Annotated in this window: 12 protein-coding genes and 1 tRNA gene; 7 read left to right on the forward strand and 6 right to left on the reverse strand. The window is 71.8% G+C overall.

All coding sequences use genetic code 11. The features are described from left to right. The first annotated feature begins 130 nt into the window (after positions 1–130). Positions 131–733, forward strand: a complete 603-nt coding sequence (locus FNH09_RS48435; RefSeq protein ID WP_152887064.1) for an ATP-binding protein — start codon at positions 131–133, stop codon at positions 731–733. Between the two features lie 118 nt (positions 734–851). After that, on the forward strand, positions 852–1,706 hold the full coding sequence (locus tag FNH09_RS12230) for a triphosphoribosyl-dephospho-CoA synthase (protein ID WP_152887066.1): 855 nt from the start codon (positions 852–854) through the stop codon (positions 1,704–1,706). Between the two features lie 110 nt (positions 1,707–1,816). On the opposite strand, the gene FNH09_RS12235 is transcribed toward FNH09_RS12230, so the two are convergent. Together FNH09_RS12235 and FNH09_RS12240 are read right to left on the reverse strand one after the other, a co-directional pair. Then, on the reverse strand, positions 1,817–3,283 hold the full coding sequence (locus FNH09_RS12235; protein ID WP_152887068.1) for an aminopeptidase P family protein: 1,467 nt from the start codon (positions 3,281–3,283) through the stop codon (positions 1,817–1,819). 219 nt (positions 3,284–3,502) lie between these two features. Further along, positions 3,503–5,035 carry a PP2C family protein-serine/threonine phosphatase gene (locus FNH09_RS12240; RefSeq protein WP_152887070.1) on the reverse strand — a complete coding sequence of 511 codons (1,533 nt, stop codon included), beginning with the start codon at positions 5,033–5,035 and terminating at the stop codon, positions 3,503–3,505. A gap of 514 nt (positions 5,036–5,549) precedes the next feature. Between FNH09_RS12240 and FNH09_RS12245 the strand changes: the two genes are divergently transcribed. Together FNH09_RS12245 and FNH09_RS12250 are read left to right on the forward strand one after the other, a co-directional pair. Then, positions 5,550–6,215 carry a bifunctional DNA primase/polymerase gene (locus tag FNH09_RS12245; RefSeq protein WP_152887072.1) on the forward strand — a complete coding sequence of 222 codons (666 nt, stop codon included), beginning with the start codon at positions 5,550–5,552 and terminating at the stop codon, positions 6,213–6,215. Between the two features lie 56 nt (positions 6,216–6,271). After that, a complete protein-coding gene (locus FNH09_RS12250; RefSeq protein WP_238426627.1) occupies positions 6,272–7,096 on the forward strand; it encodes a hypothetical protein in 825 nt (274 codons plus the stop codon). A 320-nt stretch (positions 7,097–7,416) separates the two neighbouring features. On the opposite strand, the gene FNH09_RS12255 is transcribed toward FNH09_RS12250, so the two are convergent. The 3 genes from FNH09_RS12255 to FNH09_RS12270 form a co-directional block, all read right to left on the reverse strand. Continuing rightward, positions 7,417–8,382 carry a DUF5926 family protein gene (locus tag FNH09_RS12255; protein ID WP_152887074.1) on the reverse strand — a complete coding sequence of 322 codons (966 nt, stop codon included), beginning with the start codon at positions 8,380–8,382 and terminating at the stop codon, positions 7,417–7,419. 156 nt (positions 8,383–8,538) lie between these two features. Beyond that, positions 8,539–9,090 (reverse strand): ATP-binding protein, encoded by a 552-nt coding sequence (locus FNH09_RS12260; RefSeq protein WP_162468463.1) that lies wholly within the window; start codon positions 9,088–9,090, stop codon positions 8,539–8,541. 223 nt (positions 9,091–9,313) lie between these two features. After that, positions 9,314–10,141, reverse strand: a complete 828-nt coding sequence (locus FNH09_RS12270) for a glycerophosphodiester phosphodiesterase family protein (RefSeq protein WP_162468464.1) — start codon at positions 10,139–10,141, stop codon at positions 9,314–9,316. A gap of 260 nt (positions 10,142–10,401) precedes the next feature. Here FNH09_RS12270 and FNH09_RS12280 point away from each other — a divergent pair, with 260 nt between their 5' ends. The 3 genes from FNH09_RS12280 to FNH09_RS12290 all read left to right on the forward strand — a co-directional run bounded on the left by FNH09_RS12280 (position 10,402) and on the right by FNH09_RS12290 (position 13,740). Continuing rightward, positions 10,402–11,856, forward strand: a complete 1,455-nt coding sequence (locus FNH09_RS12280; protein ID WP_162468465.1) for a trypsin-like peptidase domain-containing protein — start codon at positions 10,402–10,404, stop codon at positions 11,854–11,856. A gap of 75 nt (positions 11,857–11,931) precedes the next feature. Continuing rightward, positions 11,932–12,018: transfer RNA gene (locus FNH09_RS12285), tRNA-Ser, on the forward strand. Positions 12,019–12,168: 150 nt separating this feature from the next. Further along, positions 12,169–13,740 carry a hypothetical protein gene (locus FNH09_RS12290; protein WP_152887080.1) on the forward strand — a complete coding sequence of 524 codons (1,572 nt, stop codon included), beginning with the start codon at positions 12,169–12,171 and terminating at the stop codon, positions 13,738–13,740. A gap of 269 nt (positions 13,741–14,009) precedes the next feature. On the opposite strand, the gene FNH09_RS12295 is transcribed toward FNH09_RS12290, so the two are convergent. Next, a partial coding sequence (locus FNH09_RS12295; RefSeq protein ID WP_202919651.1) for a primase alpha helix C-terminal domain-containing protein occupies positions 14,010–14,259 on the reverse strand: 250 nt, incomplete at its 5' end.

Genomic DNA, 14,259 nt, shown 5'->3' on the forward strand with positions numbered 1-14,259 from the left:
TCGCACATACACCGTTTGATCCCTTCGGCGCATCCTCCGGATGGGCGGCATCACATGAAAAGCGCGCTTACGCAACGGCACTCGGGGCAATACGTAACGGTATGTCGAGGCACAGCCAGGAGGCTGGAGCATGAGCATCTGGTGGTCACTCCATCTGCGGTGCGAAGCTGCGAGCGTTCCGCTCGCGAGGCGCCTGCTGCTCGGCACGATGGAGACGGCGGGCGTCGATCCCGACATCTCCTACGACCTCTCGGTCGCCCTCAGCGAGGCCTGTGCCAACGCCGTGGAGCACGGCGGGAGCACCCCGCACGGCGGCTGTCCGGAGGCGTACCGGGTCACCGCCTATCTCGACGGCGAGAAGTGCCGTATCGAGGTCGCCGACTCGGGGCCGGGCTTCGCGGGCGGCTACGGCGACCATGGCGACTACGCCGACTACGGCGGCCATGACGGCCATGACGGCCATGACGGCCATGACGGCCATGACGGTCACAGAGACCGCGACGACTTCGACGGTCACCACGCCCCCGACGCCCCCGACGGCCACGGCGCCCGCGCCGCGCACTCCGACGTGCCGTGCGCCGATGTCGACGCCGAACACGGCCGCGGGCTGCATCTCATCCATGAGCTCGCCGACCACGTCCACTTCGGCAACCGGCCGGGGCGCAGCGGGGCGGTGGTGAGGTTCGACAAGATCCTCAAGTGGAAGAAGGGCGCGCCGCTGATGGCGGTGTAGCGGTTCGGGCGACCGGGGCGGGCGGTTCGGGTCTCCCGGGATGCCTTCCCAGGATTCACAGCCAGTTCCTGGCTACGCCCCATGTCCCTGAAGGTCCGCGTCCCCTACGTTCACGTCCATGACGGGAAACCACGGCACCCGATCCCTCACCCGATGCCGCGAGGACGAGGCGCTGGCGCGGGCTGCGGTGGACGCGCTGACCGGGCAGCTGGCACTGGTTCCCAAGCCCGGGCTGCCCGATCCGCGCGATCTCGCCGCCCGCGCCACCCGCCGTGACCACCGCCTGCTGCGCTGGTCGGCCAAGGCGCTGACGCCCGGGCTCGCGGCGATGGCCGCAGCCGCCCGCCGCACCGGTGAGCCCACACCGCAGCTGCGCGCCGAACTGGGCTCGATAGGGCGGTGCACCGAGCACTCGGTGGGCCTGGCAGGCGGCGGTCACCGGGGCGCCCTGTGGGCGCTCGGCCTGCTGGTCGCGGCGGCCGCGCTCGATCCCGGCGCGGGAGCCCGCGAGGTGGCGACGGGCGCCAAACGGATCGCCGCGCACAGGGACCGGGGCGCCCCGCGGCGGCCCTCACGGGGGTCGTCGGTGTCGGCGAAGTACGGCGCGGCCGGCGCCCGCGGTGAGGCGAAGGCCGGATTCCCGCACGTACGGCGGGCGTTGGACGCGCTCGAAGCCGCGCGCACGGCCGGTGCCGACGAGGGACAGGCCCGGCTCGACGCCCTGCTGACGGTGATGTCCACCCTCCAGGACACCGAACTGCTGCACACCGCGGGCCCGCTGGGCCTGCGCCACGTCCAGGCCGGCGCCCGTGAGGTCCTGGCGGCGGGCGGTACCGCGACGCGGCCGGGCCGGGACGCCCTGGCCGCCCTCGACGCCGAGCTGCACGCCCGCGCGTGGAGCCCCCGGGGCAGTGCGGGACTGCTGGCGGGCGCGCTGTTCCTGGACGCGCTGCCGGTCGGCCCGCGCGGCTGAGACCGCGGACCGGCGGTCGTCCACGAGACCGCCCGGGCCGGTGGGACCCGTGCTCCGGGCACACGAACGGCCGGGCACCGCTGCGGTGCCCGGCCGTTCGCCGTCGTGGGTCAGCCCTTGAGCGAGGCCATCCAGGACTCGACCTCGTCGGAGCGGCGCGGCAGGCCGTCCGACAGGTTCCGGTTGCCGTCCTCGGTGACCAGGATGTCGTCCTCGATGCGCACGCCGATGCCGCGGTACTCCTCGGGCACCGTCAGGTCGTCGGCCTGGAAGTACAGACCGGGCTCGACGGTGAGGACCATGCCGGGCTCCAGCGTGCCGTCCACGTACGACTCGACCCGGGCGGCCGCGCAGTCGTGGACGTCCAAGCCGAGCATGTGGCCGGTGCCGTGCAGCGTCCAGCGGCGCTGGAGACCGAGTTCGAGCACCCGCTCGACCGGGCCCTCGACGAGACCCCACTCGACGAGCTTCTCGGTCAGCACGCGCTGTGCGGCGTCGTGGAAGTCGCGGTACTTGCCGCCCGGCCGGACCGCCTCGATACCGGCCTCCTGGGCCTCGTACACGGCGTCGTAGATCTTCTTCTGGATCTCGCTGAAGCGGCCGTTGACCGGCAGCGTGCGCGTGACGTCGGCCGTGTAGAGCGTGTGCGTCTCCACACCGGCGTCCAGCAGGAGCAGGTCGCCGGAGCGGACCGGGCCGTCGTTGCGCACCCAGTGCAGGGTGCAGGCGTGCGGGCCGGCGGCGGCGATGGTGCCGTAGCCGATGTCGTTGCCCTCCACGCGGGCGCGCAGGAAGAAGGTGCCCTCGATGTAGCGCTCGCTGGTCGCCTCGGCCCTGTCGAGGACCTTCACGACGTCCTCGAAGCCGCGCACGGTCGAGTCGACGGCCTTCTGGAGCTCGCCGATCTCGAAGGCGTCCTTGACCAGACGGGCCTCGGAGAGGAAGACGCGCAGCTCCTCGTCGCGCTCTGCGGTGACCTTGTCGGTCAGCGCCGCCTCGATGCCGGCGTCGTGACCGCGCACCACGCGCACCGGGCCGGTGGCCTCGCGCAGCTTGTCGGCCAGCTCGCGCACGTCGGCGGCGGGGATGCCGTACAGCGCCTCGGACTCGGTGAGAGAGTGCCGGCGGCCGACCCACAGCTCGCCCTGCCCGGAGAGCCAGAACTCGCCGTTCTCACGGTTCGAGCGCGGCAGGAGGTAGATCGTCTCCCGGTGGCCGTCCGCGGTCGGCTCCAGGACCAGGACGCCGTCCTCGGTCTGGTTGCCGGTCAGGTACACGTACTCGGTCGACGCCCGGAAGGCGTACTCGGTGTCGTTCGAGCGGGTTTTCAGATTGCCCGCGGGAACGACCAGGCGCTCACCGGGGAAGCGTGCGGACAGCGCGGCGCGGCGGGCGGCGGTCTCGGCGGCCTGCGCGATCGGCTCTAGGCCGCGCAGCTCCGTGTCGGCCCAGCCGGACTTCATGCTCTCGGCCAGCTCGTCGGACACGCCCGGGTAGAGGCCGTTCTTGCGCTGCTTGATCGGCTCTTCCGACTCAGTCTCCGGGGTTTCCGGGGTGAGCTCGTCGGCCACGGTCATCCTCCTTGATACGGCACTGGACCGTGTCCATCGTACGGTGGTATGCCCGGGTGGCCAGGGCCGAAGGACCTTAGTCCTTGCCCGGCGACCTGCGTCCGGGGCCCGGAAGAGCCCCACCGGGAGCCGGGGAACGGTCACCGGGGGGAGGGCCGAGGGGGCCACCGGGAGGACCGAAGGGGGTCACCGCGGGGCGTCACCGTCGGAGGTGACCGCGGGGCGTCAGTCGAAGCGGGCCGCCAGCAGCACCACGTCCTCCGTGCTGTCCGCCGCGTCCAGTCCGTCCGGCAGCACGGTGCGCAGCACATGCTCCACGACCGTGTCCGGGTCGGTCCGCAGCGCCCTGGGGACGCTCGCCGCCGCCGCGTGCAGCCGGGCGAAGGCCCGGTCCCCGCAGTCGCCGGTACGGTGCAGCAGCCCGTCGGTGTAGAGCAGGACCGTCTCGCCCGGTTCCGTCTCGAACTCCACGCTGGGCGCCTCCCAGCAGGCGAGCATCCCGAGCGGCGCCGACACGGAGGTCTCCACGAACTCCGTGCGCCCGTCGCCGACCAGCAGCGGCGGGCAGTGTCCGGCACCGGCCAGAGTGATCTTGCGCAGGGCGGGTTCGCAGTAGGCGAACAGGGCGGTGGCGGAGCGGGCGGGCTCGGTGAGCCGCAGCAGCAGCTCCAGGTCGGACAGGACGGCGACGGGATCCTCGCCCTCCATCACGGCGTACGCCCGCAGGGAGGCACGCAGTCGGCCCATCGCGGCGACGGCGCTCGGCCCGGACCCGCTGACGGACCCGACCGCCAGGCCCAGGGCGGCGTCGGGCAGCGGCAGAGTGTCGTACCAGTCGCCGCCGCCGCGCGGCCCGGTGCGGTGCCGGACGGCGAGCCGGACCCCGCAGACCCGGGGCAGCCGTGAGGGCAGCAGTTCCTCGGACATGGTCGCCATGCACGCGCGCGTGCGCTCGACCTCGACGAGCCGCGCGAGGTGTTCGGTGGCGTAGCGGATGTACAGGCCGGCCAGGTGACGTCCGCGCTCGCCCGGCTCGGCGGGCTCGTCGTAGAGCCACACGGCGGCGCCGAGGCGGCCCGCGGCCTCGGTGGACAGCGGGAGCGCGTAACTGGCGGCGTAGCCGAGACGGGCGGCCACCTCGCGGTGGCGGGGGTCGAGCCCGTCCTCGGCGAACAGGTCGGGGCGCACGATCTCGCCCGTGCCGCCGGGCAGTCCGGCGTCGGTGTCCAGAAGTGGGCCCTGGGGCAGGGCGCCGCGCGGCACGGTCTCGATGTGGCCGAGATCGGCGCGGCCGAGGCCCAGACCGATGGTGGTGTCGGGGCCGAGCCCGTCGTCGGGTTCCAGGACGACGAGTCCGCGCCGGGCGCCCACCAGGGCGGCACCGGCCCGCAGCAGTTCCTGGAGCGCGTCGGACAGGGTGCCCGTGCGGATCAGCCGTTCGGTGAGTTCGTGCAGCGTCGTGAGGTCCGAGACCCAGCCGGCGAGCCGATCCTGGAGCACGGTGCCGGGCGGTGTGCGGCAGGCGATGTCGGGAGGGACGGGCGAGCTGTCCGGTGCGGCAGGCGCGGGCGCGACAGTGTGTGCGGGTGCGGGAACCGTTGAATCGATTCCAGCCACTTTCGGAGGGTGAGGGGCGTTCATGTCGTCCGGCTTTCCGACCGGTGCGTATTGCTCAAAAGCATCGCAAACCCCCATGTCATTCTGCGCCGCCAGCAGTGTCTCCACATGTACACGCACTCGTGAGGAGATGTCCAGCATTGTCCTGCCGGGATTCCTGGTGTCCGAGAGGTTTCCGGGAACTTTTCACGAGTCCCTCCTCCAGCCCTTGCGGGAAAGCAAAGTTGGCCTAAAACTGACTCGGGTAACGGGCGATTGCGGTCGACTGGCCTTGCTCGACGGAGCGTCACAGCGGTCGTGATGGGTACGTACTCGGTAAGGGCCAGGGGCGGTTGGAGACCACCCGGAACCTGGTGACCGACCCGGGCGTCATAGCCACCGACGACCTAACCCCATCCTCCCGTGGCGGAGGCGGAGAGAAGTACGCGGAACGGCAAACGCCAGACTTCGCCACCCCCCGCCATGCCCCATGCTTTTGTCAGACGCAGTGTGGACGGAACGGCCGCGGACGCAGCCAACGTTCGGCCCAGCGGGGTTCCCCTTGCCTCGGGCAGGGGTGTGATGCGCCAACAGGTACGCACAGTGAAGTGATCGACACATGTTGTGATGTGGTCCTCGGTGTTGCCAGGCGTGCAACGGAAAGGAACGAGCGCTCATGCGCGAGATCCTCGGAAGGCGACGCAGGCTCCTGTCCCAGCGCAATGGCGGGGGGCCTGAGTTGATCAGCGCGGCCCTGAGTTTCGCGACGGAATGGCAGTGGCCGGTGCTCCCGGGAGTGGCGGCGGATCCGCAGGGGCGCGCCCGCTGCGGCTGCCCGGACCCGGAGTGCACGGTGCCCGGTGCGCATCCGTTCGACCCCGGCCTCCTCGCGGCCACGACCGACGCGCGCATGGTGCGCTGGTGGTGGACCAACCGGCCGACGGCACCGATCGTCCTCGCCACCGGCGGCCGGGCCCCCTGCGCGGTGAGCCTGCCCGCCCTCGCGGCCTCGCACGCGCTGGCCGCGCTCGACCGCAAGGGGATGCGCCTCGGCCCGGTGGTGGCCTCGCCCACCCGGTGGGCGCTGTTGGTGCGGCCCTACTCGATGGAACAGCTGGGCGAACTGCTGTACGCCCAGGACTTCGTCCCCGGCTCCCTCCGCTTCCACGGCGAGGGCGGCTATCTCGCCCTGCCGCCGTCCGAGACCGGGCCGGGCGCCATCCGCTGGGAGCGCGCGCCGCTGCCCGGCTCCGCCGCACCGTGGGTGCCCGACGTCGAGGCCGTGGTGGACGCGGTCGTCGAGGCCCTCACTCGTACGGGTGTGAGCGCGCCCGAGTTGTAGGGGTGTCGGGCGTGCGCGGTGCCGGGCGCCTGCCGCGGGTCGTTATCTTCCGGTTCATGAACGTTCGTCTTCTCGCCCTCGCGGGCGTCGTGGCAGGTGCGGTGGTGCTGCCACTGGCCATGGCGTCCGCGGGGCAGACGGAGCTCACGGGCACGGGACGGTCGGTCGTACGTTCGTCGACGGACGGTGAGGCGGCCGGCGCCGCGGCTTCCGACGCTTCGGCTTCAGGTGGTTCGGCTCCCGGTGCTTCGCGCTCCGGCGGTTCGGGTTCCTCCGGTGCGGCCGGTTTCCCGGGTGTCCCGGGTGCTTTCGGGGTGCCGGGCTCGATGAACTCGACCGGCTCCACGGACTCGGGCGGCCCGGGTGGGCCGGCCGACTCCGGCTCCGCGGGCTCGTCGGAGGACGAGAAGGCGCCGTCCCCGGATCCCGGCCGTTCTCCGCTGCTGCTCGGCCTGGGCCTGGCCACCGCCGCCCGCTGTGGCCCCGAACTCACCTCGCCGGACGGCATCGAGGCGCAGACCTGTGTCATGACCCAGGGCGAGGACACCTGGGCGCGCACCTACTACCGCAACGCGACCGGCGACGATCTGGACGCCGCGCTGAGCCTCATGGGGCCCGGCGGGCGCACGGTGCAGGTCGACTGCGCGGTGGGCGCCGATGTCGAGCCGGGGATCTGCGAGACGCCCCGCGAGCCCACCCGGGACGTGTCGGACGCCTACACGGCGGTGGTGGAGTTCGCGGGATCGTCCGGGCGCGGTCCGCTGCTGCTGCGCGCCGGGAGCAGCGTGGAGGGTTCCGTCGGGAACACCGCCGGGAGCGCCGGGGGAAGCGGCTCCGGGCCGGACGCGGGCGGGAACTCGGGCTTCCGTCGGGCCGGTTGACCGGCCGGGACGGCGCGCCGGCGTGCGCGGCCCGCCGGGGCGGGGCGTACCGGTCGGCGCCGGGCATGGAAAGACCCGGTTGCTGGCGACGGGGGATGCACCAGCAACCGGGCTACTCGAACGGTAACAAGAGATCGGCCCTACGCAAATTCGATCTCTTGTTTCCCTTGGCTATTCGGACACCGCCCAGTAGGCCATGACAGGGCTATTCGGACACCGACTGGCCTGTGTGCGGCGGGAGTTGTGGCTGGAGTCACGGCAGCCGGACGATTCCTCGGGCTGACCGACCGGTCAGCCCGAGGGGAGACGGCACCGGCACGTCAGCTGAGTGTCACCTGTCGGTTGGTGAGTCCGCCGCGTGCACGACGCTCGTCGGGGGTGAGCGGGGCGTCCGAGGCCAGCGCCGCGGCGAGCCGCTCGGCGAACTCGGCCGCCGGCTTCTCGATCTCGTCCGCGCCGACACCGCTCGGCAGGTCCCAGACCGGCACGGTCAGGCCGTGCGCGCGGAAGGAGCCCACCAGGCGGGTGCCCTCGCCGAGGCTGGAGCGGCCCGCCGCGTGCAGTCGTGCCAGAGCGTCCAGAAGGCGCTCCTCGGCGTGCGGCATGACCCACCGCAGATGGTTCTTGTCCGGGGTCTCGCACCAGTAGGCGGAGTCCACGCCGGTCAGCTTCACGGTCGGGATGGCCGCGTCGTTGGCCCGCTCCAGGGAGGCGGTCACCTCGGGGGTGGCGTGCTCCGCGTCCGGGACCCAGAACTCGAAGCCCTCGTGCACAACTGGCTCGAAGGCGCCTTCGGGGTCGAGGAGGTCCTGGAGCCGGGGACCGTCCGCCGGGGCGCGGCGGCCCTGGACCGGGGTGCCGGGTCGGGCCTCCAGCGCGCGCAGCAGCGTGTCGGCGAGGTCGCGGCTGATGTCGCCCGACGCCGTGTCGTTCTGGAGACCGAGCAGCACCGAACCGTCGTCGCGGCGCAGCGCGGGCCAGGCCATCGGCAGGACCGTGGCCAGGGTGACCGAGGGGACGCCCTCGGGCAGGCCGTCCTTCAGGGGCAGCTCGACCGTGGCCGCGGGCACCAGTTCGCGCAGCGCGACCCAGTCGCACTCGCCCGCGAGCCCCTCGAAGGGACGGTGCACCAGCTCGGCCGCGGCCTGGGCGGCGGCCCGGCCGTGGCACGCCTTGTAGCGGCGGCCGCTGCCGCAGGGGCAGGGTTCGCGGGCGCCGACGACCGGGATCTCCGCATCACTGGGCTGCGGCCGCCTGGCCGTCGTCTGGGGTCGCTTCTTGGCCATCGTGGGTGTCTCCCGGTTACGGCTCGTCTGTACGGGCGGGAGCCTAGCCGCTCGTACGGGAACCCACGGGACCTGTGGACAACGCATGCGGCGGTGTCCCGCCACGGCCGACCCGTACGGCGGGCACCGGTGTCCGACGGGGCTGCCGTCAGGGGCTCAGCCCAGGTCGTCGAACGCGTCCGCGAAGGAGAGGTCGCGCATCGCCGGCACGACGGGTGCCGCGACCCGGGCGGCGAAGCCGGCCCGGCCGTACCCGGCGTCGGGATCATGGACGTCGTCGTGGACGACGACCCACACCGTGACCTCGCCCCGGGCGTCGTCCCGGACGCCCCAGTCGTCGGCCAGCGCCGTGATGATGTTCAGCCCGCGGCCGCCGTGCGCCGTGACCGAGGGGGTGGCCGGGGCCGGGCGGGTCGGTCCGCCGCCGTCCGTCACCTCGACGATCAGCCGGCCGCCCTGGTCGACGCGCCACGCGGCCCGGACGTCGCCGTCCCCGGCGGGTGCGTCCCCCAGTGGCCTGCCGTGCTTGCACGCATTGCTCAAAAGTTCGGAAAGGATCAGTACGGCATCGTCGATGACCGATTCCGCTACGCCGCCGCTGCGCAACTGATCGCGCATCCGGTGTCTTGCAGCCCCTACGCCCGCAGGGCCATGGGGTACGGCCATGCTCGACGACGTGGGCACCTCCTGTGCCACCACCAACGCCACCCCCGAGACCTCCTTCGCCCCACGCCACGGTGTGGATGCCCCATTGGCCTGTACCGGAAACCGGCTGATCCACGTGTCGTGACGCACTCGAGGCGATCGAACACGGAGCGAACGCGCCGGAGCACTTCCAACGAGGAGTGGCTGGATTTCGTCGGTATGGCCGAGATCGGAGGATGCTTCACCGAAACGGCTGGGTCAAGGGTTGTTTCATGGGACAGCCGAGTCAGCGCCCCAATTGTTGGAGAACCGCGCGCGGCCGGTTGGTGATGATGGCGTCGACGCCCAGGCCGACGCAGAGATCGACGTCCGCGGGCTCGTTCACGGTCCACACGTGGACCTGGTGGCCGGCGCCCTTCAGGCGCTCGATGTATGCCGGGTTGCTGCGCACGATCCGGATCGAGGGACCGGCGATCCGCACACCCGCCGGCAGCCGTCCGTCGCGCAGCCGCGGCGAGACGAACTGCATGAGGGACACCGTGGGAAGGGTCGGCGAGGCGGCCCGTACGCGGTGCAGCGAGCGTGCCGAGAAGCTCATGACGCGCACGGCCGACTCCTCGGGCGTGGGCGGGGCGTCCAGGCCGAACCGTCCCAGGAGCAGCAGCAGCCGGTCCTCGACCTGCCCGGCCCAGCGGGTGGGGTGCTTGGTCTCGATGGCCAGCTCCACCCGCCGTCCCGAGTCGGCGACGAGCCCGAGCAGCCGCTCCAGGGTGAGGACGGAGGTGTCCTCGGGGTCCTCGGGGCGGACCTCCCAGTCGGGCTCCTCGTCGCGCAGGTGCCACAGGTCCCGCTTCTTCCAGGAACCGAAGTCCAGCGCCGCGAGCTCGGCCAGTTCCAGGGCGGACACCGCCCCGCGGCCGTTGGACGTACGGTTGACGCGGCGGTCGTGCACACAGACGAGATGGCCGTCGGCGGTCAGCCGGACATCGCATTCGAGTGCGTCCGCACCGTCCTCGATCGCCTTCTTGTACGCGGCCAGGGTGTGCTCGGGAGCATCCTCGGAGGCTCCGCGATGCGCGACGACTTGGATGTGGTGCTGTCGTGCTTGGGTCACCGCGTCATGGTGTCACCGGCGCGGGGTGGGCGTCGGGCGGGAGGCATCCGAAAGACTGTCCCACGCAGGGCAGAATGTCGGATATAAAGAATGGCCCCGTTCCCACAGCCACCGCTTATGGTGCTCTGACGGCCCGTGGGAAAAGCTGTCCGCATACAAATGCACATGCACAGCTGCAGCGCGCCGGGTCGACGACAAGCGTGAGCGAGCGTGACCGAGTGCGACCGAGAACAAACAGCCGTGGATCGAGGAGAAGAGCTGTGAGCACCGAGAACGAGGGCACCGAGGTTCCCCAGGCCCCGTCAGCACCTCCTGTGCCGGTGGAATCTCCCGTGGCTTCCCCGCAGGCCACCACGCCCGACAGCATGCCCACGACGCCGGTCCCGCCGGTGGCGCCGGCCGCGCCCGGAATGCCGGAGCACGCCGCGCCCGCGCCCGCGTACGCCTCGGCCGGCCCGTACGACGGGGCCCAGCACACCGGATCCGCGCCCGAGGGCGGCTGGCCGCCCCCGCCGCCGGTCACGCCCGCGTACGCCGACGGCGGCGGTGCGGGTTCCGGCTGGGGTGCCTCGTACCAGCCGCCCGCGCCCAAGTCCGGCGGCGGTCGCGGCGGTCTCGTCGCGGCGGTCCTGGTGGCGGCGCTGGTCGCCGGCGGTCTCGGCGGTGGGCTCGGCTACACGCTGGCGAAGAACGACGACAACAGCGGCTCCACGACCGTCTCCGCCTCCACCAGCGGCGGCGCCGTCAAGCGCGACCCGGGCACCATCGCCGCGGTGGCCTCCAAGGCGCTGCCGAGCACCGTCACCATCGAGGCCGAGTCCACCAACGGCGAGGGCGGCACCGGCACCGGCTTCGTGTTCGACACCCAGGGCCACATCGTCACCAACAACCACGTCGTCGCCGACGCGGTCGACGGCGGCAAGCTCACGGCCACGTTCCCCGACGGCAAGAAGTACAACGCCGAGGTGGTCGGTCACGCCCAGGGTTACGACGTGGCGGTCATCAAGCTCAAGAACGCCCCCTCGGACCTGAAGCCGCTGACCCTCGGCAACTCCGACGACGTGGCCGTCGGCGACTCCACCATCGCCATCGGCGCCCCCTTCGGCCTGTCCAACACGGTGACGACGGGCATCATCAGCGCCAAGGACCGCCCGGTGGCCTCCAGCGACGGCTCCGGCAGCCAGGCGTCCTACATGAGCGCGCTCCAGACGGACGCCTCGATCAACCCGGGCAACTCCGGCGGTCCGCTGCTCGACGCCCAGGGCAACGTCATCGGCATCAACTCCGCGATCCAGTCCACCGGCAGCGGCGGTCTGGGCGGCACCAGCCAGTCCGGCTCGATCGGCCTCGGCTTCGCCATCCCGATCAACCAGGCCAAGTACGTCGCCCAGCAGCTGATCAAGACCGGCAAGCCGGTCTACGCGAAGATCGGCGCCTCCGTCTCCCTCCAGGACTCGGCCAACGGCGCGAAGATCACCGACCAGGGCGCCGGCGGTGCCTCCTCCGTCGAGTCCGGCGGCCCCGCCGACAAGGCGGGCCTGAAGTCGGGCGACGTCATCACCAAGCTCGACGACCACGTGATCGACAGCGGTCCCACCCTGATCGGCGAGATCTGGACCCACAAGCCGGGCGACCAGGTGACGATCACCTACGAGCGCGACGGCAAGACCCACACCGCCGAGGTCACCCTGGGATCCCGGAGCGGCGACAGCTGACCGCGTCGGGTCGACTCGCGCGCGCGTGCCAACCCGTTACTCTTGTCCCCGCGCCGCCGGTGACCGGCGACGCGGGGAGGTGTGCCCGAGCGGCCGAAGGGAACGGTCTTGAAAACCGTCGTGGCAGCGATGTCACCGTGGGTTCAAATCCCACCACCTCCGCGCAGGTCATAAGCGTTGCAGGTCAGAAGGGGTGCCTCTCACCGAGAGGCACCCCTTCTGCATGCCCTGTCCCCCCTGTGACCCCCCTTGATCTGCCATGTCCGTGACATGGCTAGGATGTGCCGACTTCGGCGCTGGAGGGGGAAGTTGATGAGGGTGCGACGCAGGGCGCTCGCTTTCGTCGGGGTGGCTGCACTGGCGCCCCTGGTCGTCTCGGCGGCTTCCGCGCAGGCGGCGTCGGGTTCACTGGCCGTCACCACGCTGGGGCGGCACGGCAGCAAGGTCTCGACGACCGTCACCGTCGTCGCCGTGCCGTCCGGCACGAGGTACACCGTCAAGTCCGGCAAGCGGATCAGCCTGCCGACGGGGCGCTACATCGCGATGACCGACATCTACGAGAGCGCCACGGACAGTCTGGGCACCGACACGCTCGGCGCGCAGGTCGTGCAGGTGTCGGGGAGCGCGTCGGTGACCCTCGACGCGCGCAAGGGCAAGGCCGTCAAGGTGTCGCTCGACACGCCCGCCGACGTGACCGGCCCGGCGCGGCTCGACGCGCAGGTGTGCGCCGCCGTCACCGACATGCCCTCCGCCTACGGCGTGAGCGGCTGGAACGAGGCGGGGCACCTCTACGTCATCCCGAACTCCTCCAAGCTGCTCAAGTTCGGGTACCTGGCGAACTGGTCCGGCAACGACAGCTACGTCGTCACGAAGAACACCACGGGCATCCCGACCGCGCCCGGCGGGTCGTTCAAGCGGTCGAGCCTGGCGACGATGCGTTTCTCGGTACGCAGCGGTACGCAGATGGCCACGCAGCACGACACCGCGCTCCAGCCCCACCCGAAGGTCGACGACTGCACCACCGACCTGATGGCCGAGGTCCGCAACGACAACGCGCCGTACGTCGCCGTCGCGCATGTGACTCCCGGGACCTGGCAGCCGCGCGACGACATCTTCGCGAGCAACGGCGACGACGTCAGTAGCGCTTTCGCGAAGGTCAGGACGCTGGCGGCGGGGCAGAGCGTCACCCAGTCCTTCGGCCGGGCCGTGTGGGGTCCGGCGCACTACCTGCCGACGGTCTGGCAGAAGTCCGTCGACTTCGTCCCGGACGCCCTGATCGCGGACCCCGACTTCGGCACCGGCGGGTCCGACCCGACGAAGGAGACGGTGGTCCTGTCCAAGGGGAGCACCACCGTCAAGAAGCAGACCCTGACCAACTGGGGCTCCTCCGACTACGCGTTCTCCGCCCGGATCCGCTCGGCCGGCTGGTACCGGCTGACCGTCGACGCGCACCGCTACCGTCCCGGCATCACCTTCCCCGCCGGGATGCTGTCCTCGCGCACCACCCTCGACTGGTACTTCAAGGCCGACCCGGCCAAGTCCACGGTCGCGCCCGTGTTCCTGACCCGTTTCCTGCCCGCCGGGCTGAACAGCCGCAACCAGGCCGCGCCGAACACGACCACGACGGTCGACGTGAGCGCCCTGCGCGGCTCCCAGGGCCCCGACGTGAAGTTCACCAAGGTGACCGCCAAGTCCGTCCGGGTCTGGTCCTCCGCCGACGGCGGCAGGACCTGGAAGGCGGCGACGGTCAAGCGCTCCGGCACCGGCTGGCAGGCGTCCGTCCACAACCCGGCCTCCGGTGCCGTCGCGCTGCGCTCCGAGGTGACCGACTCCGCCGGGGACCGCTCGGTGGAGACGGTGTACCGGGCGTACGCCATCGGCTGAGGGGCGCGGACAGCCGCGCGCCGCACGGGGTGTCTCCCACCGGGAGGCACCCCGTCCGCGTCCTACCGGTCGGGGACCCAGGCCTTGTCGTGGGACCTGTCCTGCACGATCGTCAACGGCAACGAGACGAACCCCGTGATCTTCCACCGTGACGGCGACCGCGAGGGCATCCGTGCCGGCAGCCTCGGCTACGACCTCGACGTCGACGCCCGCAAGAACAACAACAACTGCACCGGCTGCTGCCGTCGGTCCGGGGGTGGGGACCGGGCTTACGGCGAAGGGCGGTGGGTCGTCATGCGGGCCGCCGAGGTGATCGTCGCGCGGGCCTCGTGTTCGGTCAGGCCGGTGGTCACCGCCGCGTCGACCAGGGGCGCGACGAGCGCGGGGCCGAGGCCGTTCTCGTAGGCGCGGCAGGCCGCCCAGAACAGGCGGGTGTTGCGCTGGCCCTCGTGCGCGGCGAGGACGAACTGGACCAGTCCCTGACCGTGGTCGCTGCCCGCGGCGGACGCCGTCGGGTGG

The sequence above is a fragment of the Streptomyces adustus genome, assembly GCF_009377175.1.
GTDB lineage: Bacteria > Actinomycetota > Actinomycetes > Streptomycetales > Streptomycetaceae > Streptomyces > Streptomyces adustus.